Origin of the sequence: Bacillus sp. FH (assembly GCF_052216825.1) — a bacterium.
In the GTDB taxonomy this organism is placed as follows: domain Bacteria; phylum Bacillota; class Bacilli; order Bacillales; family Bacillaceae_G; genus Bacillus_A; species Bacillus_A paranthracis.
This window is the reverse complement of record NZ_JBQOUU010000001.1, coordinates 1,582,349-1,608,913: the sequence shown is the minus strand read 5'-3', so window position 1 is coordinate 1,608,913 and position 26,565 is coordinate 1,582,349. Positions and strand designations below refer to the sequence as shown.

General features: G+C 35.0%; 26 protein-coding genes, 1 pseudogene and 1 other annotated feature. Of the genes and pseudogenes, 20 read left to right on the top strand and 7 right to left on the bottom strand.

Annotated elements, in window-relative coordinates; translation table 11 throughout:
- Nucleotides 1-520: 520 nt before the first annotated feature.
- The 5 genes from ACTT1L_RS08560 (at nt 521) to ACTT1L_RS08540 (ending at nt 4,281) form a co-directional block, all read left to right on the top strand.
- Complete coding sequence (locus tag ACTT1L_RS08560; protein WP_000847608.1) at nt 521-1,033, top strand: hypothetical protein; 513 nt, start codon at nt 521-523, stop codon at nt 1,031-1,033.
- Between the two features lie 18 nt (nt 1,034-1,051).
- Nucleotides 1,052-1,231, top strand: a complete 180-nt coding sequence (locus tag ACTT1L_RS08555) for a hypothetical protein (RefSeq protein WP_442821869.1) — start codon at nt 1,052-1,054, stop codon at nt 1,229-1,231.
- 143 nt (nt 1,232-1,374) lie between these two features.
- Nucleotides 1,375-1,755, top strand: a complete 381-nt coding sequence (locus ACTT1L_RS08550) for a hypothetical protein (protein WP_442821868.1) — start codon at nt 1,375-1,377, stop codon at nt 1,753-1,755.
- 8 nt (nt 1,756-1,763) lie between these two features.
- Nucleotides 1,764-2,810, top strand: a complete 1,047-nt coding sequence (locus ACTT1L_RS08545; protein WP_229163705.1) for a hypothetical protein — start codon at nt 1,764-1,766, stop codon at nt 2,808-2,810.
- A gap of 190 nt (nt 2,811-3,000) precedes the next feature.
- Nucleotides 3,001-4,281, top strand: a complete 1,281-nt coding sequence (locus ACTT1L_RS08540; RefSeq protein ID WP_229163704.1) for a replication-associated recombination protein A — start codon at nt 3,001-3,003, stop codon at nt 4,279-4,281.
- A 50-nt stretch (nt 4,282-4,331) separates the two neighbouring features.
- Here the strand turns inward: ACTT1L_RS08540 and ACTT1L_RS08535 are convergent, their stop codons facing one another.
- The 5 genes and pseudogenes from ACTT1L_RS08535 to ACTT1L_RS08515 form a co-directional block, all read right to left on the bottom strand.
- Nucleotides 4,332-5,078: a hypothetical protein gene (locus tag ACTT1L_RS08535; protein ID WP_229163703.1), complete on the bottom strand. Its 747-nt coding sequence runs from the start codon at nt 5,076-5,078 to the stop codon at nt 4,332-4,334.
- A gap of 4 nt (nt 5,079-5,082) precedes the next feature.
- Entirely contained in the window at nt 5,083-6,774 is a 1,692-nt protein-coding gene (locus ACTT1L_RS08530) for a site-specific integrase (protein WP_229163702.1), read from the bottom strand.
- A 15-nt stretch (nt 6,775-6,789) separates the two neighbouring features.
- Nucleotides 6,790-8,955 (bottom strand): hypothetical protein, encoded by a 2,166-nt coding sequence (locus ACTT1L_RS08525; protein ID WP_229163701.1) that lies wholly within the window; start codon nt 8,953-8,955, stop codon nt 6,790-6,792.
- Nucleotides 8,956-8,959: 4 nt separating this feature from the next.
- Nucleotides 8,960-10,261, bottom strand: coding sequence for a hypothetical protein (locus tag ACTT1L_RS08520; protein ID WP_229163700.1), 1,302 nt, complete (start codon nt 10,259-10,261; stop codon nt 8,960-8,962).
- A gap of 183 nt (nt 10,262-10,444) precedes the next feature.
- Nucleotides 10,445-10,744: pseudogene (locus ACTT1L_RS08515) on the bottom strand (AAA family ATPase); the annotation flags it as partial.
- Nucleotides 10,745-11,036: 292 nt separating this feature from the next.
- On the opposite strand from ACTT1L_RS08515, the gene cymR reads away from it, so the two are divergent.
- The 7 genes from cymR to ACTT1L_RS08480 all read left to right on the top strand — a co-directional run bounded on the left by cymR (nt 11,037) and on the right by ACTT1L_RS08480 (nt 17,431).
- Nucleotides 11,037-11,453: a cysteine metabolism transcriptional regulator CymR gene (gene cymR / locus ACTT1L_RS08510; protein WP_000704116.1), complete on the top strand. Its 417-nt coding sequence runs from the start codon at nt 11,037-11,039 to the stop codon at nt 11,451-11,453.
- Between the two features lie 35 nt (nt 11,454-11,488).
- Nucleotides 11,489-12,634, top strand: coding sequence for a cysteine desulfurase family protein (locus ACTT1L_RS08505; RefSeq protein WP_000439903.1), 1,146 nt, complete (start codon nt 11,489-11,491; stop codon nt 12,632-12,634).
- 16 nt (nt 12,635-12,650) lie between these two features.
- Entirely contained in the window at nt 12,651-13,766 is a 1,116-nt protein-coding gene (mnmA, locus tag ACTT1L_RS08500) for a tRNA 2-thiouridine(34) synthase MnmA (protein ID WP_001038008.1), read from the top strand.
- Nucleotides 13,767-13,875: 109 nt separating this feature from the next.
- A complete protein-coding gene (locus ACTT1L_RS08495) occupies nt 13,876-14,535 on the top strand; it encodes a tetratricopeptide repeat protein (protein ID WP_000066391.1) in 660 nt (219 codons plus the stop codon).
- A 96-nt stretch (nt 14,536-14,631) separates the two neighbouring features.
- The gene (gene recD2, locus ACTT1L_RS08490) at nt 14,632-16,968 is read left to right on the top strand and encodes an SF1B family DNA helicase RecD2 (RefSeq protein WP_442821867.1); all 2,337 of its coding nucleotides are present in this window, start codon (nt 14,632-14,634) and stop codon (nt 16,966-16,968) included.
- A 127-nt stretch (nt 16,969-17,095) separates the two neighbouring features.
- Nucleotides 17,096-17,284: a hypothetical protein gene (locus ACTT1L_RS08485; protein WP_000469281.1), complete on the top strand. Its 189-nt coding sequence runs from the start codon at nt 17,096-17,098 to the stop codon at nt 17,282-17,284.
- Between the two features lie 18 nt (nt 17,285-17,302).
- The gene (locus ACTT1L_RS08480; RefSeq protein ID WP_001053553.1) at nt 17,303-17,431 is read left to right on the top strand and encodes a YrzQ family protein; all 129 of its coding nucleotides are present in this window, start codon (nt 17,303-17,305) and stop codon (nt 17,429-17,431) included.
- Between the two features lie 36 nt (nt 17,432-17,467).
- Here the strand turns inward: ACTT1L_RS08480 and ACTT1L_RS08475 are convergent, their stop codons facing one another.
- Nucleotides 17,468-17,680, bottom strand: coding sequence for a hypothetical protein (locus ACTT1L_RS08475; RefSeq protein WP_000242547.1), 213 nt, complete (start codon nt 17,678-17,680; stop codon nt 17,468-17,470).
- Between the two features lie 175 nt (nt 17,681-17,855).
- On the opposite strand from ACTT1L_RS08475, the gene ACTT1L_RS08470 reads away from it, so the two are divergent.
- Complete coding sequence (locus tag ACTT1L_RS08470) at nt 17,856-18,923, top strand: AI-2E family transporter (RefSeq protein ID WP_000793117.1); 1,068 nt, start codon at nt 17,856-17,858, stop codon at nt 18,921-18,923.
- Nucleotides 18,924-18,961: 38 nt separating this feature from the next.
- Here ACTT1L_RS08470 and ACTT1L_RS08465 read toward each other — a convergent pair whose 3' ends face one another.
- The gene (locus ACTT1L_RS08465; RefSeq protein WP_076873210.1) at nt 18,962-19,306 is read right to left on the bottom strand and encodes a PH domain-containing protein; all 345 of its coding nucleotides are present in this window, start codon (nt 19,304-19,306) and stop codon (nt 18,962-18,964) included.
- 222 nt (nt 19,307-19,528) lie between these two features.
- Nucleotides 19,529-19,748 (top strand) — a binding site (T-box leader).
- Nucleotides 19,749-19,788: 40 nt separating this feature from the next.
- Here ACTT1L_RS08465 and alaS point away from each other — a divergent pair.
- From alaS to ACTT1L_RS08430, 7 genes are all read left to right on the top strand, one after another.
- Nucleotides 19,789-22,431: an alanine--tRNA ligase gene (gene alaS / locus ACTT1L_RS08460; protein ID WP_000811837.1), complete on the top strand. Its 2,643-nt coding sequence runs from the start codon at nt 19,789-19,791 to the stop codon at nt 22,429-22,431.
- 76 nt (nt 22,432-22,507) lie between these two features.
- Nucleotides 22,508-22,774: an IreB family regulatory phosphoprotein gene (locus tag ACTT1L_RS08455; protein WP_000348590.1), complete on the top strand. Its 267-nt coding sequence runs from the start codon at nt 22,508-22,510 to the stop codon at nt 22,772-22,774.
- Nucleotides 22,775-22,777: 3 nt separating this feature from the next.
- Complete coding sequence (ruvX, locus tag ACTT1L_RS08450; protein ID WP_001221191.1) at nt 22,778-23,191, top strand: Holliday junction resolvase RuvX; 414 nt, start codon at nt 22,778-22,780, stop codon at nt 23,189-23,191.
- A 12-nt stretch (nt 23,192-23,203) separates the two neighbouring features.
- Entirely contained in the window at nt 23,204-23,482 is a 279-nt protein-coding gene (locus ACTT1L_RS08445; RefSeq protein ID WP_000392247.1) for a DUF1292 domain-containing protein, read from the top strand.
- A 216-nt stretch (nt 23,483-23,698) separates the two neighbouring features.
- Nucleotides 23,699-24,769 (top strand): endolytic transglycosylase MltG, encoded by a 1,071-nt coding sequence (mltG, locus tag ACTT1L_RS08440; protein ID WP_000230081.1) that lies wholly within the window; start codon nt 23,699-23,701, stop codon nt 24,767-24,769.
- Between the two features lie 202 nt (nt 24,770-24,971).
- The gene (locus ACTT1L_RS08435; protein WP_000389089.1) at nt 24,972-25,613 is read left to right on the top strand and encodes an O-methyltransferase; all 642 of its coding nucleotides are present in this window, start codon (nt 24,972-24,974) and stop codon (nt 25,611-25,613) included.
- Nucleotides 25,614-25,620: 7 nt separating this feature from the next.
- A complete protein-coding gene (locus tag ACTT1L_RS08430; RefSeq protein ID WP_000742781.1) occupies nt 25,621-26,550 on the top strand; it encodes a peptidase U32 family protein in 930 nt (309 codons plus the stop codon).
- Nucleotides 26,551-26,565: the final 15 nt, after the last annotated feature.

The following is a 26,565-nucleotide window of genomic DNA, read 5'->3' as shown; positions in this document are numbered from 1 at the left end:
ACGGGGCACAAGGGGAAATTAAAAGTGACCAATGAAGAGTGTATCTGTAATTTCTAATATACTTCAATAAGAGTTATAAAACGATTAGAAAAAAACTGTTTTGCTGCCATATATTCATTCCAAAAAGCAGAAATAGAATAGTGTTTATTTGTAAATTCCCCTTCAATACTTTCGATTATTTTGCTTAATCCAGTATCAGTAAGCATTAAATTATGACGTTGTATTGCTCCCCCTACAATTTAAAAATGTGATAATAATATTTATGCTAACATATTTACTGATTTTAAGAGCATATAATTCTGAAGATAGTGAAAATTTTGGGAGTGTTAAATGTTTTTTCATAGAAACAAATAAATATTACGTTTAAATACATATAATTAAGAACAAGATGTTAGTATAAAAGTATTAAAAGTATATTTTTATCAAAATTTATGATGATAAAATATGACATTTCGTGACAGGATGTAAAATTTTAGTTAAAATATAAATGAGAGCTGTTTATGGAAGGGGGATGATGAGAATGAAAACTTTCGTTTTATATATGTATCGCTTAATTGATAAGAATAAAGTGATAGAAGATGAGAATATATTTCGTTTATCGCATTCTCCGCTAGTAGCTATCATCGAGAGCGACGATCCATATGCGCTTACAAAAAAACAAAAAGTTGAAAAATATAAATTGAGACCGTTTGAAATTCAACAAAACTTGTATGATTACACAATTCGTTCTTCTGATAAGTTTAACATTCGAATTATTTCTATTGAATTTGATGCATATATAGACGATGAATTAAATGCAGAGTTAAAAGAAGCAATAAAGCAAAGAGATTATAAAGAGGTTTCTAATATTATTGCTGATATACGAGAAGAAGGATCAGATATCAAAGCTTTAATATTTGTATATCAAGGTAGAGAATTTAGGGTGACAAAGTTTGGAGTTGCAGAAATTGATGCTAATTTGAACGAATTGCAGGACCTATTGATAAATTCTCCAATTGCTTTAATTACAGGGCTTAAAAAGACATTGCTGTAAGAGGAGAGCATAAAATACATGAAGAAATTTTTTATCACACAGGTCGTTCAAGCAATTGTGTTAGTCTTTTTTTATTACTTTTTAGGATTCGACCAATGGTTAGGGAATAAATTTCGCGATTTAGTTATTACGGTATCGGTGTATTTATTGGTTGGGCTTATTGGCGGAATTTCTTTTTCTTCCGTCCTCTTTTTATGAAAATTGCTCTTAGTAATAAGAGAACAGAAGATAAAAGTACCGTAATAGACATTGAGGATGAAGAACTCAAGACGCCACAACATCGCAGAACCATTTCGATTTCTGTAAGCATAGAAAGAAGAGGAAGTATTTGGTGGAGATTGATGAAGTGGGTATTAAAACATAATGATGTGTATGTATGTGTACAAGCAGCTCCTTCTGATATATATGTGCAAGCTAATGATGATGTGTTAATAAACGAAATTGAAATGAATGAAGACAAAGGATTTGATTTATTTATAAGAGATATTTTTGTCCAACTTTCAAGAAGAAAAAAAGATTTTTCTATTATGAAAAAATACGAGTTTTTTGTTTTAAACCATTCAGAAATTACACTTCCACCTGCTTCTACTTACACGATAGAACCTATTATTCAGATCAAAAAGAATAGTGGAAGATCTCCACAGTGGTTATACCGTTTTGTATGTAATAGGTTATTAAAATATGAAACTGAAACTCACGAGGTAAAAGTGTTTAGGGGGTAACAGAGTATATGTCGGATAAATTTACACGCATCTCCGTTTGGAAAATGGATAATTTATTAACAAACTTAGAAGCTATTATTCCATTATTGAAGAAAGACTATTCGCAGGAGATTGATTTTTTACAAAAATACAAACATCTTTCAAGAGAAGAGAAAACGTATACACATAAATGGATTCCGAGTAGCGGAACGGATATACAAATAAAATCTAAAAATGTTTTTGGACAGGCTTTTCGCTATATAGAAGTTACCGCAATCTTTGAAACTGGTTACGGTGAAAAACGTTCTATTGTAAATGGTGAAGTATTACCGCGAAACCATCGTATATTCAATCATATAGCAAAAGTAGTATTCTTTGAGATGTTTGGTAGTATATATTGTACACTTGAAGTCGCTGCTTCAAATGAGAGTCGTATTAGATCGGTACTAATGGGGCAAAAGCGAGGTAATAAAATAGAGGCGTGGGGGAAAATAACTTATAAGAAGGTTCTTCCATTTTCTTTTGGTAGTCAATTTTTTTATTGGCTTTTAGGTAAAAAAGAATCTGTTCTTGCTAAATTTACCGACACAAACTCACAAAATGATGTAAACATGCAACTTGTGGATGTTTCTGCACTTTCTTTATTGGGAGATCGAAGTTCTTATGACAGCAGTAACGAGGGGTCAGATTTATTAACGGAGTCTTTGACCGCCTTGTCGGGTTTAGGTTGTAATAATGACGTTTATTTAATGGGTGTAAAATTTAAAATAGGTTCTTTAACATTGATTTTCCGTTTTAATTCAGAAGGTCAGTGTATATTAGATGTTGATCGGTCATTATATACGAATGAAAAGGAAGAAATGATTGGTATAGATGATGATAGACCATTTTTTATAGGAGCTATTTATGGTATAACTTTTCCGAAGTTAATTGATCTTTATGTAGCAGAAAAAGGATTAGCCAAGTGGGCTGAAAGCCAAGAAGAACAAAGGAAAAAATGGGCATTAAAAGTAATTAAAGATTTATGCGTACACAATAAGATAACAAAAGAAGAAGTGGACAAGTTATTAGCATAAAAAATAACTAAAAAGGTCCTCTTCATATGTTTTGAACAAAAGCATATGAAGAGGTCTTTTTCGTTTTTTAACTTTGATTAGCCTTAAATAAGGATTTAATAAATTTTTCACGCATTCTACTTTATGATAAATTTATTAAAGACATAATTTATTTAATAGTGTTCTTTAAACTAAAGGGGAGATATATATAATGTTTTACAATGAACCTTTATCACATAGAATGAGACCAAGAACAATCGATGAAGTAGTTGGACAAGACGATGTAATAGGTCCCAAAACAGCCTTATATCGTATGCTTCAAAATGGACATATTCCATCCCTTCTTTTCTATGGGCCGCCAGGTACAGGGAAAACGTCTCTCGCTTTTGCAATCGCAAATACAGCAAAGAAAGAATTTTATGCACTAAATGCCATTAGTGCTGGAAAAAAAGAAATAGAAGCTGTTATCGAAGAAGCAAGATTAACCCGTAATGCGATTTGTTTTATAGATGAGATTCATTTGTTAAATCGCACACAGCAAGACTCATTACTCAAGGCATTAGAAGAGGGAGTATTTACTCTAATTGGGGCAACAACAGAAAATCCTTACCATAGTGTGAGAGGTGCGATTTTATCAAGAATTGGACAAGTAAAGCAATTAAAAACTTTGTCTCCGTCTTCTATTCTAAAACTATTAAGAAGGGCGTTAGAAGATCAAGGAAACGGTTTAGGGAAAATGAATATTACTATATCCGATGAGCTACTAACGTTAATTGCTCAAACAACAGGAGATGCGCGTTCTGCACTTAATTTGTTAGAAGATATTGTATTCGGTTCTGAAAAAGATGAAAATAACAAAATTATTGTGACAAAAGATACCGTGAAACAATGTATTCAAAATAAAGGATTCTCTCATGATAAAAAAGGGGATATTTTTTATAATCTACTATCCAGCTTTCAAAAAAGCGTCAGAGGTAGTGATGTAAATGCAGCCCTTCACTATTTGGCAAGATTGTTAGAAGGGGGAGATTTGGTTTCTATTTGTAGGAGATTACTTGTTATGGCGTATGAAGATATTGGGTTAGCCAATCCTGAACTTTGTGCAAGGGTTTTACCTGCAATAGAATCAGTAGAGCGAATAGGGTTGCCTGAGGGAAGAATACCTTTATCCGTTGTAACAATTGAATTATGTTTATCTCCTAAATCAAATTCAGCATATAAAGCTTTGGACAAAGCAATTGACGATGTGAAAAAAGGACGTACAGGTGACATACCTGCACATCTAAAAGATTCCCATTATCAAGGTGCAGAAAAACTAGGGCATGGTCAAGGGTACTTATATCCTCACAATTATCCAAATGGATGGGTGAAACAAGAGTATTTGCCGAATGAATTGAAAAATGCGATATATTATGAGCCAAAAGTTGCTGGAGAAGAGAAGAAATTCGGTCATATTTACCAGAGACTGACTGATTTAAAAAAACAAAATTAATAATAAAAATAGTTCTCCCCACCAATTTATGAATAGGTGGGGAGAACTATTTAGAAATCAAAATCATCCAAAATGCTTTCTTCTTTTTGTTTTGGAGGATTTAAAGGTACTACTTCACTTTGCTTTACTTCTCGTAATGAAGTATTTTTCTTGAGTTCGTTCATTTTACTAAAAATCTCAACAGGATTATCTGATAGCATACTTTTTAACAATTCTTCAGCGATTGGTGTTCGTGTTTTACCTACCGTTAATAAATTTGTTAGTGGAATATCTTTGTTCATGCTTAATTCCATCCATTGGAATAAGGTGTCTTGGTAGGATTCTATATTATCTTTAAGGTCTTTATTTTGTTCTTTTGCTTGTACCAAAGCTAATTTTGTTTCAAGTAATTCTTTCTCCAACTTCTTGCACTTTTTAATATATTGTTGGAGCTTTAATTCATTCATTTTTAAAGCTCCAATTATTTTATTTTTATCGGAAGTTTTTCCTGTGAAAAACTTATTTACGATATCGTTTGTGTTAATAATTGACTCATCTTCTTGAACTTCATTAGGAATGTGGTGTTGCATGACTTGATTTGTTTTGTCAATTGTGTCGCGTCCTTCACCTTTGCGCCAAAAAAACTCTCCAATGTTGTATTCAATCTCACCATTTTCAAACAAATCTTTGGAATAGCGATATACATCCATATACGCTATTTTTCCAGTAATCTTTCGTTCTTTAGTGTAACGATAGATAATATCTTGTATGAGTTCTGTAGGAAATGTTTTTTTAGGTCTGCCTCGTCTTTGTTCCATATTTTTATTTCGTCCCTTTCACTGTATTTGCTAACTTTGAAGAAAAGTTCAACATTTTGTGCACACTTGTATCTAACTGATTTTTAGTCATGAGTAAATCTCTATTGAATTCCTGGTTGAATTCTGAAAAATCCTCTTCAAACGACCCACTTATAGCCATTCCATAAAGATTGTTTAATGTTTTTATGAGTGAACTGACTTCACTTTTACAATTGCTTAACTCAAGCTCTATTTTTTGTTTTTTTAATAAAAACTCTTCCTGACTAATTTTCCAGTACTCACAGAAATAGCATTTATCTACTTGGCAAAATACATTAGGGTCTGTACAATACCCTGTGTCAAGTTCCATTTCGAAACCTGTATCATTACTTTTTAATACTTTTTCTCTTACAAAATCATCATCTAAATAGTTATGATGTGAACTGGAGGTAGAAGAATCGTCTTTATTTATTTCTTGCTGGAATTTGAATTTTTGCATCAATTGCAGAATTTCAACGTCTACCCAATATTCCATATGCTGTTGGTAGTGGTATTGTGATTGCACAGAGGTATGCCCACCCAAGCGAGCGATTTCGATGGGGTGGTAGCCCTGTCGCATTAAATTTAAAAAAGCAAAATGACGTGTATCCCCAGGACGAATTCTATGTGTATATGCTACTTCATATATATTTTCTACAATTTCCTCATAGAATTCATTTAAAAGAAGTTGGAGATGGTTATATCTAAATCTTTGTTTAAAGTATTCAGGTCGATCATATTGTCTTTTTAATTCAATTGATGCATCAGAAATTAATGTTATTGATGAACCAAATTTATTTGTCATTGTAATGTAATCTTCTATTTCTCGATACAATTTTTGAGGAATAGATATTTTATCAATGATTTGAATTTTATGATGGTTTTTTTTCTGTTTTAAGCGAGGTAAACGTATATAAAACCGTCCATTTTCTTCGCTAAGTGCATGTCTATCAATATCACAAAATTCTGCAGGACGCATTGGAATCAAATTGCTTAATGTCCACCACAAGTAAATTGGATAGTACTTGAAAAAATGTTTATTGCCTTTCGGAAGTTCTTTAAAAAAGCTTTCAACTACCCATGAAAATGTTAATACATCGTTTGAAGGAGGAAGCTTTCGAACCATTCCACCAACCTTTTGAACATTAATGTCTTTTTTTATGTCTACAAGCATTTTTTTATAAGTTTGTTTAACATCAATTTCTTCATAAAAATCAATGAAATTGAGTGTAGGAATACATAGATTCCACCTTGTTCTATCGTCACACTCGTATAGAAGATGTTCGTTAGTTCGTTCTAATAAATCTTCCTTACACGCATGAGAGAATGTAAGGAAATTCTCTACATATTTATAGTATTTGCTAAGTGATTCTAAGGAACGATAAGGAATTAAAGTGGCGACCCAGCATTTTAAAGCTTGAATGATAAGAGTAGAATCTACATTCCAGAATGTCATTCTTTCTTTCAAAGTTGCAAAATTAAAGTAAACTCTCGAATGACGAGTGTCACATATAAAACGCCACTCATCATCTTCGAAAGTACCTTCGAGCAGTAATCCTTTCGACTTTTGTTCACCTAAAATTTCAATTGCTTGTTGAATCATATTATCTACATCGAAATGAAAATCATTGAATTCTTCAAGTGATTCTTCAATTGCTTTGCTTTCTATAACAGACATGCTTATACACCTACCTCAACGTTGAATAGTTACATACTCTTTAAGATTAGGAATTGAAAGTAACTCTTTTTTAAACCCTTCTAACCCATTTTTAAAGAAAGAAGATACTTCGTCTTTGCCGAATTTTTTCACAGCACTTTCTATTAAATACAGGTAATTATATAAAAGATTAGAAAGACGAATTTTTTCACCTTGTTTAGTTGTTGAATCAAACTTTTCTTTGAATTCATTGAAATTCATTTGAAACTCTTCTTCTAATTGTGATAATGCATAAAAATTTGGAACCGCAAATTGGCATTTTTCACAATCTCGATTCGGAAATTTACAGGTTTGATAAATGCACTGAAAATATTCCTTTTTTGCAGGCTGTTGCCCTAATTTTATAGAATTATAGATTTCTTTTCTTTCTTCAAGTGAAAGTCCTCGAATGACTTTATAAACGATTTGTTGTTCCTCGCTTAATCTATTTAAATAGCGAGCCACTTGTTCAATGTGATATACATTACCAAAAACCTCTTTTAATGCTAGAGAAGTATGGGTTCGTTCTTCTCTATTATCAATTGGTTCTTGCAGTATCAATTCACTTAACGCATCATATGCATAGCCAAAGTGACCCAAGTCAAAGATTTGGTTTGTTATAAAATCCAGTTGCTCTTGGGGAATATCGATATAAATATTCGTTGTTTCTTCGTTGCTATGGCTTCGTATAAATTTGGTGATTTCCAAAGGATTACGATTGGTTGTCTTTTTGATCACACTATAAACGTAACTAATTAATGTGCGATTCATTTGTTTAGATTTGAAAATAAAATTATTATCATATCCTTCAAAAAAAGCTTTTTTTAGTACTTCTTTAAACGTTTTTGTGCGGTTATTAAAATCTATTAATGTATGTGATAATGGCTGACTAATTTGGCAGCGAAGTTCGCATAATACGGCAGCATGTGCGAAGGCCGCCATAAGTTCTTGTGAACAAAAGAAATGACGTTTTTTCTTTGTTTTCGAATGTACAAATGACATTGCTCTTACTTGATTAATGATTGTTATAATATCTTGTTCACTTAAACTATTCTTTTCTATCCATTCCAATGCATCTAATGTCTCCATTTTTCCAATTTGTGTTTGTTGCAAATTAATTCTTGGAAAAGATGCTACATCATAATGTCTCCATGCATTATTTAAATGTAATAGTACATATAGCCAAGAAGAGTCTCGGTGTGAATGCTTCTCCTTCTTTATTTGTAATTGAATATCCTCAATTGCTCGTTTTTTATGTTGGACAATATCTTTTGTATAATCTATTAAACTAATATATTCTTCAATGGAATAAATAGTTTTTTCATTTTGAATACGATTTGGTTTCTTATAAACATTGTTAAGTTTTTTGAAATTATAACTAGTAGATACACCCGCAATTTCCCTTGTTTCAGAAACTTGTCTTAAAAACTTATACATTTCTGTTTGTACAGTTTTGTTTACGTTGGAATTAAATATTGCCAAATTTAATTCTCTTTCTGTATAAGTGAAAATCTCTTTCAAGTTAGTCATTTCAGTTAGTAATGTGGTGGTATTAAAAAGCATGCGTATTTCTTTTTTTGTTGTTGCACGAGAAGCATTACTTTTGGAACTCTTTCTTTTTACATAGGTAAACCAATATTGTTCAGTTTCCTTTCCGTTATCATTGAAATCAATATCAGCTTCTTGTAATGCAGTTAGTAATACATCATAAATGGGTGCTTCTGATTGATGTATGATATTTTCTATATTTTTTTCTCTTTTTCTTTTTTCATTGAAAGATAATACATCTTTTTTTAAATATATTAATGTTCGACCCTGACGAAAATGGAGTCCATCACGAATTATACATAAAAGTGGAGGGACGAATATTGAATGGATGTGCTCTTTAAAACCTTTTTGTCCTAATGTTTTATGAGCGATGCTGAGTATTTTTATTGTTTCTTCTGTGGTAAGGTAATCATTGCGCACTTGTTCCCATAATTCATTTTGTTTATCAATAAGAAATAATACATCTTCTTTTTTAAAATAGGTGTATACAGAACCTGTTTCTTTTATTTTTTCAATGTTGTATTCTTTTGCAACTTTTTCAACATTGTCTGCAGTAATACCCAGTTTTTTTGCAACGTGTTCTTTAACTACATAAGAAGTAGCTTCTAGTTTCATTTTTTCACTTCCCTAAATTAAAAGTATCTATATTCTTTTTATTAATATCTGCATTCTGTGTTTCGGCCGCTAGTCGTATATTATCAATAGCTTCTTTTGTTAGTTGTAGAGCGTTTTTCTCTTCTACATAACTCATTACCGAACTTAAATTTTTATCTCCTCTAGCGATTGCGATTTCTGGAATAGTAGCATTGATTTGAAGAAGAAAGTTGGTGAAAATACCTCTTCCTATATGAGTAGACCATTTTTTGTCGGTAAGAAATAAATAATCATCCACACGTCCTTCGTCACTTAGGCTCTGTAAAAATACCTTTTTGATTTTATTGAATAATTCTGTATAAGTTTTACCCGACATGGCTTCACCTGTTCTTTTGGCGATGAACAATGCATTTTGATTTTTTATGTTTTTCCGATTGTTCAATCTTTCTAAATGTTGTTTATGTTCTTTGTATATTTGGGAAAGTAAGGGGTTTGTTAATAAAGCTTGGTTACGAGGGCGTTTTACCCCTTCGTGCTGTAGGTTTGTTTTGTCTTTGAATAATTCTAGGTGTCTTTCTCTTATTTTTAAAATGAATTTACTTTCGCCTAAGTTTGTATCATCCCAAAAATAAGGTGATTCGATTGCATCTTTAGTTAGATTAACGACTTCTCCTGTCCGTAAACCTCCAAAGAATTGAAAACAAATCCCCAATGCTATATCGGGTGCAACGTCTTGAGCAATCTTAATAAATCTTTGAACTAGTTCATATCTGTTTTCACCAAAATCCACTAGTTTTTCTGATACTCTTTCGTCTCGGCCAGGATAAATTGTCCCTAACTCTAGATTGTTGAAAGGGGAATCTTTTTCTGCATTAATCTTTTCATAAATAATTTGGTTAGTGGATAGCCATTGATAGAATTTAATTAAGTAGCTTTCTATCCTATATATATAATCAGAAGATAATTCTTCATTTCTGGCTTTTAATGATAAATAGGATATAAATTGTGATCCATGAATAAGCCTTAATCCAAATAAGCCTTCCTGTTTTAAATCCACAAATTCTGTTGCTTCATTTTCTATCTGCTTGTTTATATAATTTAAAAACTTTATCAATTCATATGCTGCATTTCTTTGTGAACTTAAAGATTTAGATGTTCCTCTATAGTATGTTCTTATATAGTGAGTTAAAGGAGAAGGGTATACTCTATTTGTTTTTTTGTCCTTTATTCCTATACCAACAACTCTCTCTTTTATTACTCTTCCATTAATATAATGAACGTTGTCATATTCTTTTACTATAAATGTATAGCCATGCTCAAACCTCATTTCACTCTTCCCCCTATATAAACAAAAGAAAATTTTAATAATCTATATTCTGTGTAAAATATTTACTATTTATTTTTATCCATTCTATATATTCGTGGATAAAAAAACAAATCCTTTTTTTGTAAGGATTTGTTTGATATTTTTTATAAAGTTTTTATTTAAAACCAGATAACGTTATACAAGTACTTCATCTAAAATTAAAACGAGGTGTCGATGCATCTTTGCCTCTTGTACGACAACTTCCATATCTTTTTTATTATGAGTAACAGCGTTTAATAGGCGAAAAGGGGTTCCGGTACTTCCTGCAATTGCGCTCGCAATGGATGTTTTTCCGGTGCCTGGAGGGCCATATAAAATCATAGATTGAAAATGATTTGCTTGGACCATTCGCCATAAAATTTTTCCTTCACCAACTAAATGTTGTTGTCCGATAATTTCTTGAATATTTGTAGGGCGCATTCGATGTGCGAGTGGTTGTTTCATTTTTACCGTCTCCCTTAATGTATAATCTCTTTCTATCGTATCATTTTTTTTAGTGGAATTTGAAATAGGATGCTGTTTTGTGGGAAAAATGAATATGAATATTTTCATTTTTCTTTCAATTGTAATAATTTCCGAGTTTTTCAATGTGATTTTATGTTATCATTTTGATACACAAGTTGAAATTTCTTATAATACTATATTATGCTATAATTTCATAGGATTTTAAATTGTGTTCTTTTACAAATAAGATATAACCAATAGAAGTGAAAATTTGAAAAGAGGTGCAAAATAGATGAAGATTTCAACGAAAGGCCGCTACGGCTTAACAATTATGATCGATCTTGCAAAAAAGTTTGGTGAAGGTCCGATTTCATTAAAATCAATTGCGCAGGCACATGACTTATCTGAGCATTACTTAGAGCAATTAATTTCACCACTTCGTAACGCGCGTCTAGTAAAGAGTACACGCGGGGCATATGGCGGATATGTATTATCAGATCAGCCGGCTAATATTACAGCTGGGGATGTAATCCGTGTATTAGAGGGTCCGATTAGTGTTGTAGAAATGATAGAAGAAGAAGAACCAGCACAACGCCAATTATGGATGCGTGTTCGTGATGCGGTGCAAGAAGTGTTAGATAGTACAACATTAGAAGATTTAGTACGTTATGAGGAAGAAAATCACGGGGGCTATATGTTTTACATTTAATTCCTTGTGAAACGATTTGGAAAGAAGGAGATTTAATGGAACGCATTTACTTAGATCATGCTGCGACATCTCCGACTCACCCAGAAGTGGTCGAAAAGATGATTCCATATATGACAGAAACATTCGGAAACCCGTCTAGTATTCACTTTTATGGACGTCAAACGCGCCATGCAGTAGATGAGGCGAGACGCGCATGTGCACGTAGCATTCATGCGAATCCGAATGAAATTATATTTACGAGCGGTGGTACGGAAGCTGATAATTTAGCGCTTATCGGTGTAGCGCGTGCGAACCGTCATAAAGGTAACCATATTATAACGACACAAATTGAACATCATGCAATTTTGCATACGTGTGAATTGTTAGAGCGTGAAGGATTTGAAGTGACATATTTACCTGTTGATGAAACAGGACGCGTTCAAGTTTCTGACATACAAAAGGCATTGACAGAAGAGACAATTCTTGTATCTATTATGTTTGGGAATAATGAAGTTGGGACGATGCAACCAATTGCGGAAATAGGTAAGCTGCTAAAAGAGCATCAAGCTTATTTCCATACAGATGCGGTACAAGCTTACGGTTTAGTAGAAATTGATGTGAAAGAGTTTTGTATTGATTTATTATCAATTTCGGCTCATAAAATTAACGGGCCAAAAGGTGTCGGGTTCTTATACGCTGGTGCAAATGTGAAATTTGAACCGTTATTAATAGGCGGGGAGCAAGAAAGAAAACGCCGTGCTGGTACTGAAAATGTGCCGAGCATCGTTGGGTTGCAACATGCAATTTTGCTAGCTGAAAAAACTCGTGAGCAAAAAAATGCCCAATATGAAGAGTTTAAAGATATAATGGTATCTGTCTTCAAAAATGAAGACATTACTTTCGAGGTAAACGGAAACTTAGAATATCGATTACCACATGTGCTTAATATTAGTTTTACAGGAATGAACATTGAACCGTTTCTTGTGAACTTAGACTTAGCTGGCATTGCAGTGTCAAGTGGTTCGGCTTGTACAGCTGGTTCGATTGATCCATCACATGTATTAGTGGCGATGTTCGGAAAAGACTCCGATCAAATACGTTCATCCGTACGTTTTAGTTTCGGACTTGGAAATACGAAAGAGCAAGTTGAGAAAGCGGCGTACGAAACAGTGAAAATCGTGAAGCGATTAACACAAAATTAGCATGGGAGGTGACATGATGAACAAACTACCTCACGAAACACGCGTTGTCATCGGGATGTCCGGTGGCGTCGATTCATCTGTAGCGGCTCTTTTATTAAAAGAGCAAGGTTATGATGTAATCGGAATTTTTATGAAAAACTGGGATGATACAGATGAGAATGGTGTCTGCACAGCAACAGAAGATTACAATGATGTAATTGAAGTGTGTAACCAAATTGGTATTCCGTATTATGCAGTAAACTTTGAAAAACAATACTGGGATAAAGTATTTACGTACTTCTTAGATGAATACCGAGCTGGTCGTACACCAAACCCAGATGTAATGTGTAATAAAGAAATTAAATTTAAAGCATTTTTAGAGCATGCCATTGCGCTCGGTGCTGATTATGTAGCGACAGGTCATTATGCACGCGTTGCTTATATGGACGGCGAATATAAAATGCTTCGCGGCGTTGATGACAATAAAGACCAAACGTATTTCTTAAATCAATTAAGCCAAGAGCAATTATCAAAAACAATGTTCCCGCTTGGTGAACTGAAGAAACCACAAATTCGTGAAATGGCGAAAGAAGCTGGTTTAGCGACAGCGGCGAAGAAAGATAGTACTGGTATTTGCTTCATTGGTGAGCGTAACTTTAAAGATTTCTTAAGTAACTATTTACCAGCACAACCAGGTGTGATGCAAACGTTATCTGGCGAAGTGAAAGGAAAGCATGACGGTTTAATGTACTACACAATTGGACAACGTCATGGCCTTGGTATTGGTGGTAACGGTGATCCGTGGTTTGCTGTTGGGAAAAACTTGAAAGAAAACATTTTATATGTTGATCAAGGATTCCATAACGAACTTCTATATGGCGACGAAGTTATTGCTACAAATGTTGGCTGGGTAAGTAATAAAGCGAAAGAGAAAGAATTTAAGTGCACAGCGAAATTCCGTTATCGTCAAGAAGACAATAAAGTAACGGTTCAAATCGTTGATGAAAATACAGTTCGTATTCTTTGTGACGAGCCAATTCGTGCAATTACACCAGGACAAGCAGTTGTTTTCTATGATGGAGATGAGTGTTTAGGCGGTGCTACAATTGATGAAGTGTACCGTAGCGGTAAGAAATTGGATTATTTAGGATAAAAGAGAAGCCTCTACCGATTCGCGGTTAGAGGTTTCTTTTACATAAGGCGAATTTTCGTTCGCTTGGAAAATACATTCTTTGTTATAATTTGTTGTAGAGGTGAAGGACATGTCAAACAAACTTGAAACAGGTATTCAATATATGCAAGAAGGAAACTGGGAAGAAGCTGCTAAAAATTTCACAGAAGCAATCGAAGAAAATCCGAAAGATGCGCTTGGATATATTAATTTTGCAAACTTATTAGATGTACTAGGTGACAGTGAGAGAGCAATTTTATTTTATAAACGTGCATTGGAGTTAGATGATAAATCTGCGGCTGCTTATTATGGATTAGGAAACGTATATTACGGTCAAGAGCAATTTGCAGAGGCGAAAGCTGTATTTGAACAAGCGATGCAAGCTGGATTACAATCAGCTGATGTAACGTTTATGTTAGGTATTACACATGTGCAACTTGGAAATGATCGTCTTGCACTGCCGTTTTTACAAAGAGCAACAGAATTAGATGAAAACGATGTAGAAGCTTTGTTCCAGTGCGGACTTTGCTTTGCACGACTAGAACATATTCAAGAGGCGAAACCTTATTTTGAAAAGGTATTAGAAATGGATGAAGAGCATGCAGATGCGTATTATAATTTAGGTGTTGCCTACGTATTTGAGGAAAAAAATGAGAAGGCTCTCGCTTTATTTAAGAAAGCAACTGAAATTCAGCCAGATCACTTTTTAGCGGGTAATGGTGTTCGTTTATTAGAGCAAGAAGCTGAATAAGATGAAAATATAGTTAATGAGTAGTTATCCCTCATCTAAATAGGTGGGGGATGTACTGCTCATTAAAGTGAAACGAAACCGGAAAGGAGAGGAAAGATGGGAAATCAACATGCAATGGATTTGTTTGAGGAAGAGAAAAAGTTTATAAAAGCGCAAGTTCTTCATACCATTTTCCACAACGAAGAAAACCTCTATTCCGTTGTCAGTATGAAAGTCATTGAAACGAATGAAACGTACGACGAAAAGAAAGTAATGATAAACGGTCATTTTCCTCGCATGCATGAAGATGAAGTGTTTACGTTGACAGGTCATTTTAAAGACCATCCGAAGTATGGAAAACAATATATGGTCGAAACGTTTAAGAAAGAATTGCCGCAAACAAAAGCCGGTATGGTGCAATATTTAGCGAGTGATTTATTTAAAGGGATAGGAAAGCGTACAGCTGAAAAAATTGTAGATCATCTCGGAGAACATGCTATTTCTAAAATTATGGATGATCCTGAGGCTTTAAATGGTGTTGTTAATAAACAAAAGGCTCAGGAAATATATGAGACAATTATTGAACATCAAGGATTAGAGAAAGTAATGAGCTTTTTAAATGGTTACGGTTTTGGAACGAAGCTTTCTATTAAGATTTATCAGCAATATAAAGAGATGACATTAGAAGTAATTCGTAATAACCCGTACCAACTTATTGAAGAAGTGGATGGGATTGGATTTGGAAGAGCGGATGATATCGGACGTGCGTTAGGGATATCGGGTAATCATGATGATCGTGTACGTGCGGGATGTTTTTATACGTTAGAGAATGTGTCATTACAACTTGGTCACGTTTATATGAGAAAAGATCAACTTGTAAGAGAAACGATGTCACTTTTAAATAATCAAGAAGGAAGAGTGACAGAGGAAGACATTATAAGCTGTATTGAAATGATGCAAAGTGAAGGGAAAGTCATCATCGAAGAAGAGCGAGTGTATTTGGCATCGTTATTCTACTCTGAAAAAGGTGTTGTAAAGTCCATTCGCAGGCTTATGAATCAAGAAGAAACACCTTCATTTCCAGAGGCAGAAGTGTTAAAAACATTAGGTGAAATTGAAGAACAACTGAACGTACAATATGCGCCGCTTCAGCAAGAAGCAATTCAAACGGCACTTCATAAACCGATGATGTTATTGACAGGTGGACCAGGAACAGGAAAAACAACAGTTATTAAAGGAATTGTTGAAATGTATGCGTCACTTCACGGGCTATCGTTAAATCCGAATGAATATAGTGATGATAATCCATTTCCGATACTATTAACAGCTCCAACAGGAAGAGCAGCGAAGCGAATGAGTGAATCAACAGGGCTTCCAGCTTGCACAATTCACCGTTTACTTGGATGGACGCCAGAAGGGTCTTTCCAGCGTAATGAAACAGATCCGGTACAAGGGAAATTACTCATTATTGATGAATTTTCAATGGTTGATATTTGGCTTGCAAATCAGCTGTTTAAGTCATTGCCGACTAACATTCAAGTTATCGTTGTAGGCGATGAAGATCAATTACCATCTGTAGGACCCGGACAAGTGCTGAAAGATTTATTGAATGCAGGTGCAGTTCCGACAGTAAAGCTTACTGAAATTTATCGTCAAGCGGAAGGTTCATCAGTAATTCAACTTGCTCATGCGATAAAAAATGGAACACTCCCACCAGATTTAGCGCAAAATCAAAAAGATCGTTCATTTATCGGGTGCACAGGAGCTCAAATTGTTGAGGTTGTTAAGAAGGTTTGTGAAAATGCGAAGACAAAAGGTTTTAGCGCAAGAGATGTACAAGTATTGGCCCCGATGTATCGTGGACCGGCCGGTATTAATGTACTAAACGAAGCGTTGCAAGAAGTGTTTAATCCGAAAAGGGAAAAAAGTAAAGAAATTGCTTACGGTGATGTTGTATATCGAAGAGGCGATAAAGTCTTGCAACTCGTTAATCAGCCGGAGAGTCAAGTTTTTAATGGTGATATCGGAGAAATTGTTTCGGTGTTTTATGCGAAAGAAAACGTTGAGCAACAAGATATGATTATCGTTTCATTTGATGGAATTGAGGTAACATATACAAAACCAGATTTAAATCAAATTACACATGCGTATTGTTGTTCCATTCATAAATCGCAAGGTAGTGAGTTTCCGATTGTAATTATGCCGATAGTAAAAAGTTATAATCGTATGTTACGTCGTAATTTAATTTATACTGGTATTACAAGAAGTAAGAAGTTCCTTATTATTTGCGGGGAGGAAGCTGCTTTTCAGTCTGGTGTAAATCGCCTTGATGATGCAATGCGTCAAACGACTTTAGCTAGCCGATTGCAAGAATCACAAGGAGAAGTACAAATGGTAACGGTTAATGGCGAAGAAATGGACGTGGAAAACATTTCACCGTATGATTTCATGTAAAAAGGTAAAATTATATAGTGAAACTTTCAAACGTATAACGTTGAAAGGCTCCAGCAATGTATAAATGAATGCAGTTTGGAAATAATGGCGAATAGAATCCGGGAGACTGTAAGGAGATGAACGCCATATGTTTATTTGTCCAAATTGCAAAGGAAAAGACATTGGGAAAATAGGTGTCAACCAATTTTATTGCTGGAATTGTTATATCGAATTATCGGTTTCAAAGGGGAAAATCCATACGCATCAAGTAGAAGAAGATGGTTCGTTAAGTTCTCTTGATGATTTATTTGATGAGAATGAAAGAACGATCGGATAACGAAAAGGGGGATTTACTTTGAATCTACGCAATTCATTAATCGCATTAGGTGTTGGAGCGGCAGCATATCAATATGCTCGCAAACAAGATGTCTTTTCAAAACGCAATATGAAAAAAGCACGTAAGATGATTAAATCTTATTTATAAGCGTAAAAAACTCCCTTCATCAACAAGGGAGTTTTTTTATGCATTTGTATGCAAATATAAAAGTCCAATTTCAGAGAAGAGATAAGATAGGCCGTAACATCCAACGCCAAGCATGCCGTAATGAAATAATTGCTTCGCCCTTTCTTTTCGTGAGGAACGAACAAAGAAGCCTTTCCAAATACCAAACCCGATACAAATCCATTCAAGAATCATAAAAAGTGCAGATAATATGAGCATAAATAAAACCATTATGAGCCCTCCTGATTATATTGTTTCATGCCGCGTTCTCAGGGGTGGTTGTCCTTGTTATGTATATATATGTGCGTCTTTACAAAACAGTATGGTCTGCACAAAAAGATTTTAAAACTTTTGCACATAACCTACCCTATTTATTTTCACAATAAAGGTGGAGGAGGTTTTTCGTGTGAAGAATCTTAAAATCATTTGGATATACCGTTTAGGATTATTGTTACTTGTCTTTCTTTGTTTGCTCGTCTTTTTAAAAATTAAGCCGCTATGGGCACCGATTATTTTTGTATGTAAAGTGGCCATTACACCGTTTCTTATTGCATGTTTCATTGCGTATTTATTGCATCCTTTAATTGAAAAAATTCATAAGGAAGGGATGCCGCGTACACTCGCTATTTTGCTTATTTACATCCTTTTCTTTGGCGGGATTGGTTATGGAATTTATAAAGGAACGCCGGTTGTGATTAAGCAATTACAAGAAATCAATGAACAATTCCCGCAGTTTACAAAAATGTATGATTCTTGGATGGATGGTGTTACAGAACAAACAGCGAATTTCCCGTCATTTATTCATGAAAAGGTGAAACAAATTTTTGTCGGAGTAGAGACGAAGATACAAGCACTTTTAAATAAAGTGATGAGCACAGCTCGTGGTGTACTAGATTCGTTACTCATTATTTTCTTAATTCCGTTCATTGTATTTTACATATTAAAAGATTACGGCGAGTTTTATCATATCTTTTGGAAACTAGTTCCGAGTAAGTGGCGTAGTACGGGGCAAATGCTGGCGAAAGAAATTGATAAGTCACTTGGAAGTTATATTCGAGGACAGTTATTCGTTTGTTTAGTATTAGGAGGAGTATCGGTTCTTTCTTTTTGGTTTATCGGTATGAAATATCCATTATTACTTGGCATCATCATCGGGATAACAGATATAATCCCATACTTTGGCCCTATTTTAGGAGCGATTCCAGCGTTGATGATTGCAGCAACGGTATCAACAAGTTTACTCATTAAAGCGGGGATTACGATTGCTATTTTGCAATTCGTAGAAAGTAACATTTTATCCCCTTATATCGTTGGTAAGTCGCTTCGCATGCATCCTGTTATTATTATGCTTGCATTATTAGTTGGGGGAGAAGTGGCAGGGATTGTAGGGTTATTAATATCAGTTCCTATTTTAGCGGTCATTCGTACAGTGATCGTTCATGTAAGGCCTCTTTGGAAAAAAGAAGATGTGTAATAGGAAGGCCCTCTACTTATAAAAGTAGAGGGCTATCATTATTTAGAGAGTTGCTCGTTTATTTTTTGAACGAGAGAGCTTACATCATTTGTTTGAATATGTTTTATTTTTTTCCATTCATTATCATACATAAATACAATTTGATTGCTGAAAAGCCGCTTTTGCTCTTTTAAATTTGAAATTTTTGCGAAAGAGTACTCTTCAAATAAAGGGTTCTTACTTACATCTGGTCCATAAAAGAAGAGCCGTTTGTCCGTTAAAATTAGCAATCCTGGCCTTGCGACGGAACGATAAATAAATATTTCTAGTGAACATGCTGTGTAAAATAATATTGTTTCATCAGTCGTTAACATATTTTTAGCTTCGTTCAATAAGGTTGTCATTATAATCGCTCCTTTATTATTGATAATTTAATTATAACAAAAAAACAATGTTCAGAAAAGTTCGTAGAAGTAGTGCAATTTATTAATACATGCATAATATATGAAAAGGCTGTTAAGAATGAATAGTAGAATAGCTATGATTAATAAGCAATTGATATAATATAAATGATTATCTACATTGACAAACTTAAGAGAATTCTATTATATTTAGTCATATAATACATTAAATCAATGACGGAACAAGTACGTTACAGTCCATTTATAGAGAGAAGCTTCCATATGGCTGAAAGAAGCTTTAAATGAAGGGTAACAGAAAGCTAATCCTGAGAGCAGCTAATCACTGCCGTCTTGCCACGTTACGGCACCATGAGGTGATGAATTGATTGTTATAGCAATCAATTCATAATTAGGGTGGTATCGCGAGCTAACTCTCGTCCCTTTTATAGGGGCGGGAGTTTTTTATATTTAAGGAGGAAAATACAATGAAACAACTAACAGGCGCACAAATTCGTCAAATGTTTTTAGACTTTTTCCAAGAAAAAGGACATGCAGTAGAACCTAGTGCATCACTAGTTCCACATGAAGATCCATCTCTTCTATGGATTAACAGTGGTGTAGCAACATTAAAAAAATACTTTGATGGACGTGTAATCCCGCAAAATCCACGTATTACAAATGCTCAAAAATCAATTCGTACAAACGATATTGAAAACGTAGGGAAAACAGCTCGTCACCATACATTCTTTGAAATGTTAGGAAACTTCTCAATCGGTGATTACTTCAAAGAAGAAGCAATTACTTGGGCTTGGGAATTTTTAACGAGCGACAAATGGATTGGATTCGATAAAGAATTACTATCCGTTACAATTCATCCAGAAGATGAAGAAGCATTCACAATTTGGAATGAGAAAATGGGTGTTCCAAAAGAGCGCATCATCCGCTTAGAAGAGAACTTCTGGGATATCGGTGAAGGACCAAGTGGACCGAATACAGAGATTTTCTATGACCGCGGAGAAGCGTACGGTAATGACTTTAGTGACCCGGAATTATATCCAGGCGGAGAAAACGAGCGTTACTTAGAAGTATGGAACCTTGTATTCTCTCAATTTAACCATAATCCAGACGGTTCATATACACCACTTCCTAAGAAAAACATCGATACAGGGATGGGTCTAGAGCGTATGACATCTATCGTTCAAGATGTGCCTACAAACTTTGACACAGACTTATTCATGCCGATGATTGGTGCAACAGAAACAATCTCTGGTGAGAAATATCGTAATGGTGACTTAGAAAAAGATATGGCGTTTAAAGTAATCGCTGACCATATCCGTACAGTAACATTCGCTGTTGGTGACGGTGCTCTTCCATCTAACGAAGGCCGTGGTTATGTATTACGTCGTTTATTACGCCGTGCGGTTCGTTATTCGAAGAAATTAAACATCAACCGTCCATTCATGTTTGAATTAGTACCGGTTGTTGGAGAAGTAATGAAAGACTTCTATCCAGAAGTACTTGAAAAGAAAGATTTCATTGCAAAAGTTGTGAAAAATGAAGAAGAGCGTTTCCACGAAACACTTCATGATGGTGAAGCAATTTTAGCTGAAGTTATCGCAAAAGCGAAAGAAGAAAAAACAACGGTTATTTCTGGAGTAGATGCGTTCCGTCTATATGACACATACGGTTTCCCAATTGAATTAACAGAAGAATATGCAGAAGAAGCTGGTATGACTGTTGATCATGAAGGTTTTGAAAATGAAATGGAAAAACAACGTGAGCGCGCACGTGCTGCTCGTCAAGATGTTGATTCTATGCAAGTTCAAGGCGGTGTCCTTGGAGAAGTGAAAGTAGCGAGCGAGTTCGTTGGTTACGGTACAGTTGCAACAGAAAGTAATGTTGTTGCACTTGTGAAAAACGGTGAATACACAGACAGCTTACAAGTTGGTGAAGAAGGACAATTAATGCTTGATGTAACACCATTCTATGCTGAGAGCGGTGGACAAATTGCAGACCGTGGTTATCTTCTTGCTGATGGCGTGAAAGTTCTTGTAAAAGACGTACAAAAAGCACCAAACGGCCAAAACTTGCACAAAGTTGTAGTTGAAGAAGGTACATTAACGAAAGATGCGGCTGTAAAAGCTATTATCGATACGAAAAACCGTAGTAGCGTTGTGAAGAACCATACAGCAACTCACTTACTACACCAAGCATTAAAAGACGTACTTGGAACACATGTTAACCAAGCGGGTTCTCTTGTAACTTCTGAACGTCTACGCTTTGACTTCTCTCACTTCGGTCAAGTACAAACTGACGAATTAGAAAAAATTGAGCGTATCGTAAACGAGAAAATTTGGGAAAGTATTGATGTTGAGATTTCTCAAAAAGCAATCGAAGAAGCGAAAGAAATGGGCGCAATGGCATTATTCGGTGAAAAATACGGAGATGTTGTACGCGTTGTACAAGTTGGCGATTACAGCTTAGAGCTTTGTGGTGGTTGTCACGTTGATAATACAGCTTCTATCGGTATTTTCAAAATCGTTGCTGAGTCTGGTATCGGTGCAGGAACTCGTCGTATTGAAGCAGTAACTGGTAAGTCTGCTTATGAATTAATGAACGATCAAGTAGGTTTATTAAAAGAAGCAGCTGGAAAAATGAAAACAAATCCAAAAGACATTTTAACAAGAGTTGATGGTCTATTTGCTGAAGTGAAACAATTGCAAAAAGAAAATGAATCTCTTGCTGCGAAATTAAGCAATATCGAAGCTGGAAACTTAACTGATTCTGTAATGACAGTTGATGGCGTGAACGTATTAGCAGCGAAAGTAAATGTTGCAGATATGAATAACTTACGTACGATGATGGATGATCTGAAAAATAAATTAGAATCTGCGGTTGTCGTATTAGCGTCTGTAAATGATGACAAAGTAAACATCTTAGCTGGCGTAACGAAAGATTTAATTAGCCAAGGTTACCATGCTGGTAAACTTGTGAAAGAAGTAGCTTCTCGTTGTGGCGGTGGCGGTGGTGGCCGTCCTGATATGGCACAAGCAGGCGGTAAAAACCCAGCGCAAGTTGAGGAAGCTTTAGCATTTGTACAAGAGTACGTTAAATCTGTTTCAAAATAAAGAGATAGTAGTGTACAATGGTAGGGAGAGGAGAAGTTCTTCTCCCTATACTTACTATATAAGTGAGGTGCTTGAAATGGACGGTTTTGATAAAACAATGAAGTTTAGCATTCAAGATGAAAAACAGAGTGTCCATGTAAATGATGTACTTTTAACTGTGTATGATGCACTTCAAGAAAAAGGCTATAATCCGATTAACCAAATCGTCGGTTATTTATTAAGTGGAGACCCAGCATACATACCTCGCCATAAAGATGCACGTAGCATCATTCGCAAGCTTGAACGTGATGAATTAATTGAAGAGCTTGTGAAGTCTTACTTGAAACATCATCGTGAGGAGTAGTTTATGCGGATATTAGGTTTAGATGTAGGTACAAAAACAGTCGGAGTTGCAATTAGCGACGAAATGGGCTGGACAGCACAAGGGTTAGAAACAATTAAGATTAACGAAGAACGAGGTCACTTTGGTTTTGATCGTATTTCTGAGTTAGTAAAGCAGTATGATGTGGACAAGATAGTAGTAGGTTTACCTAAAAATATGAATGGTACAATTGGCCCGCGTGGTGAAGCGTGCCAACAATTTGCAGAAAACCTACGAGAGCTGTTACAATTAGACGTTGTAATGTGGGACGAGCGTTTGTCAACGATGGCAGCGGAACGTCTACTCATTTCAGCCGATGTAAGCCGTAAGAAGCGAAAGCAAGTAATTGATAAGATGGCTGCAGTCGTAATCTTACAAGGATTTTTAGATAGTAAATAAGAGGTGACCAAAATGGAAGAAAATCAAATTACAATTGTAGACGAAAAAGGTAACGAACATTTATGTGAAATTATTTTCACTTTTGACGCTGAAAAATTTGGCAAAAAATCATACGTAGTCTTCTCTCCAATCGGTGAAGTAGACGAAGATGGAGACCAAATTTACGATGCAATGGCTTATGAGCAAAATGAAGAAGAGGGCGGAACTTTACTTCCAATCGAATCTGAAGAAGAGTGGGAAATGGTACAAGAAATGTTCAACACTCTAGCTGATGAGCAAGAAGCTGAATAATAAGTACTGAAAAGGTGGACGATATATAGTCCACCTTTTTTTATATGTAAAATGAAAGATTTTTTGTCGAAACTGCGTAATCCTTTGTAGTATAATGAGACGGATTGTAGAAAAATAAAGTATCTGTCAAAATGATAGGTAAGTTTATTGTGATTTTTCATCGTTTTGTATAGAAAGATGTACATATGGCCTACAATTGAATAAGGAGGAAGAGTTTTGGTAGAGAATCAAGTGAAAAAGAAGCGTAGACGCATTTTTTTATTCTCGATAATTGCACTGCTTTTAGTTTGTGGTTCAGTCTATGCGTATATTTCATCCGCATTAGGACCGGTTGATAGCGGGAATAAAAAAGAGATTGAAGTAGAAATTCCAAAGGGATCATCTACTAGTAAAATTGGTGAGATTTTAGAAGAAAAAGGTGCTGTGAAAAACGGTACAGTTTTTAGTTTTTATACAAAGGCTAAATCTAAAAATTTACAAGCGGGTACATATTTATTAAATCCTTCAATGAGTGCAAAAGATGTTATTGAGCAAATGTCATCTGGTAATGTACATCGTCCAGCTCTTTATAAAGTGACGGTAAAAGAAGGGGCACAAGTAACTGAAATTGCAGAAACGGTTGCAAACGAATTAAAGTGGAATAAAGATGATGTTGTACGTCAATTAAACGATAAAGCATTTATTCAAAAAATGCAGCAAAAGTATCCCAAGCTGTTAACGGATAAAATCTTTGATAGCAATATTAAATATCCATTAGAAGGTTATTTATATCCTGCGACGTACTCTTTCTATAAAAAAGATACAACTTTAGAAGAAATTGTTATCCAAATGCTTGAGAAAACGAATGCAATCATTGTTCAAAACGAAGCAAAAATGAAAGCGAAAAACTGGGATGTGCATCAGCTTTTAACATTGTCTTCACTTATTGAAGAAGAGGCAACAGGCTTTACAGATCGTCAAAAGATCTCTAGTGTCTTTTATAATCGTTTAGCGAAAGGTATGCCGCTTCAAACGGATCCAACGGTATTATATGCACTTGGAAAGCATAAACAACGTGTATTATACGAAGATTTAAAGATAAACTCACCGTACAATACGTACGTTGTGAAAGGATTGCCGGTGGGCCCGATTGCAAACTCTGGTAAACATTCAGTGGAAGCAGCGCTAGAGCCTGCGCAAACAGATTATTATTATTTCTTAGCTGCACCAACTGGTGAAGTGTACTATGCGAAAACATTGGAAGAGCATAATGCACTAAAGCAAAAATATATTACGAAAAAGCAGTGAAATGGGGAGGGATAGCGAAAAAGGTCGCACATCCCTCTTTTTTGTGGTAAAATATATCGGGTTAAAAACTGGCAGAAGAATCGTTTTTAATATCAAAACGGGACGTACAAGCTAAGGATAAAGCTGGCTTGTATTTTTATTGCATTCTATGTGTGAAAAGACGTCATAGAGGCACTTCTCCATGTAAATAAGGAGGACCATTATGGAGGATGCAGTTAACGAGTACCTATTATCATTTATTGATCCGAAAGATAAATTAATTCTTGAAATGGAAGACTATGCGAAAGAAAATCATGTGCCAATTATGGATCGACTTGGAATGGAATTTATGTTGCAATTTTTACGTTTAATTGGACCGAAGAGCATTTTAGAGCTAGGTACAGCAATTGGCTATTCTAGTATTCGTATGATGCAAGCTATTCCAAATTCTCGCATTGTGACAGTTGAGCGCAATCGCGATCGATATGAAAAAGCACTTGAATATATAGAACGTTCACCAGTTAAAGAACGTATTTCCGTTATTTACGGTGATGCGTTAGAAACAGGCGAGCAAGTAGAAGAACATGGAACATTTGACGTTATTTTTATTGACGCAGCAAAAGGACAATATCGTCGCTTTTTTGACTTATATGAACCGTTATTAAATCCTGGTGGCGTAATTATTTCAGATAATGTTATGTACCATGGCCTTGTAACGACGAAAGAGAAAATTGAAAACAGACGTACACGTGGTTTAATCCGTCGTATTAAGACGTACAATGAATGGCTTATGAACCATGAAGGATATGATACAACGATTTTCCCAATTGGTGATGGAGTAGCTGTTAGTAAAAAGAAAGGGTGACCAAGGTATGAAGAAACCAGAATTGTTAGTAACACCAAAAGCAGTGGCGGATATCGAACCTCTTGCGAAAGCAGGAGCAGATGCGGTAATGATCGGTGAGCAAAAGTTTGGTTTACGTTTAGCAGGGGAATTTTCACGTGAAGATGTGAAACAAGCTGTGAAGATTGCACATGAAAATGGTGTAAAAGTATACGTAGCAATGAACGCTATGTTCCACAACGATAAAGTAGAAGAATTAACAGACTATGTTGCATTTTTAAACGAAGTACATGTAGATGCAATTGTTTTCGGAGATCCAGCAGTATTAATGGCGGTTCGCGAAGTAGCGCCAAATATGCAATTGCACTGGAATACAGAAACAACAGCAACAAACTGGTTTACTTGTAACTACTGGGGACAAAGAGGAGCAAAACGTGCTGTATTAGCTCGCGAGCTTAGCTTAGATGAAATTGTTGAATTAAAAGAAAATGCTGAAGTGGAACTTGAAGTGCAAATTCACGGTATGACTTGTATGTTCCAGTCGAAGCGTTCGCTAGTAGGAAACTACTTTGAGTATCAAGGACGTCATCTTGACATTGAAAAGAAAAAATATGAAGAGAATATGTTCTTATATGACCCAGAGCGTAACAATAAATATCCAATTTATGAAGATGAAAATGGTACTCACATTATGAGTCCAAATGATATTTGTTTCATTGATGAGTTAGAAGAGCTAATTGATGCTGAAATTGATAGCTTAAAAGTTGATGGTGTACTAAAAAGCTCTGCATACATTATTGAGGTAACGAAGAAATATCGTAAAGCAATTGATTTATGTGTAGAAGATCGTGATGCGTATTACGACGTGAAAGACGACTTATATAAAGAGATAGAAGAAATGCAACCGGTGAATCGTCCGTTAGATACAGGATTCTTCTTTAAAGAGACGGTTTACTAAACGAGGAGGGTGTAG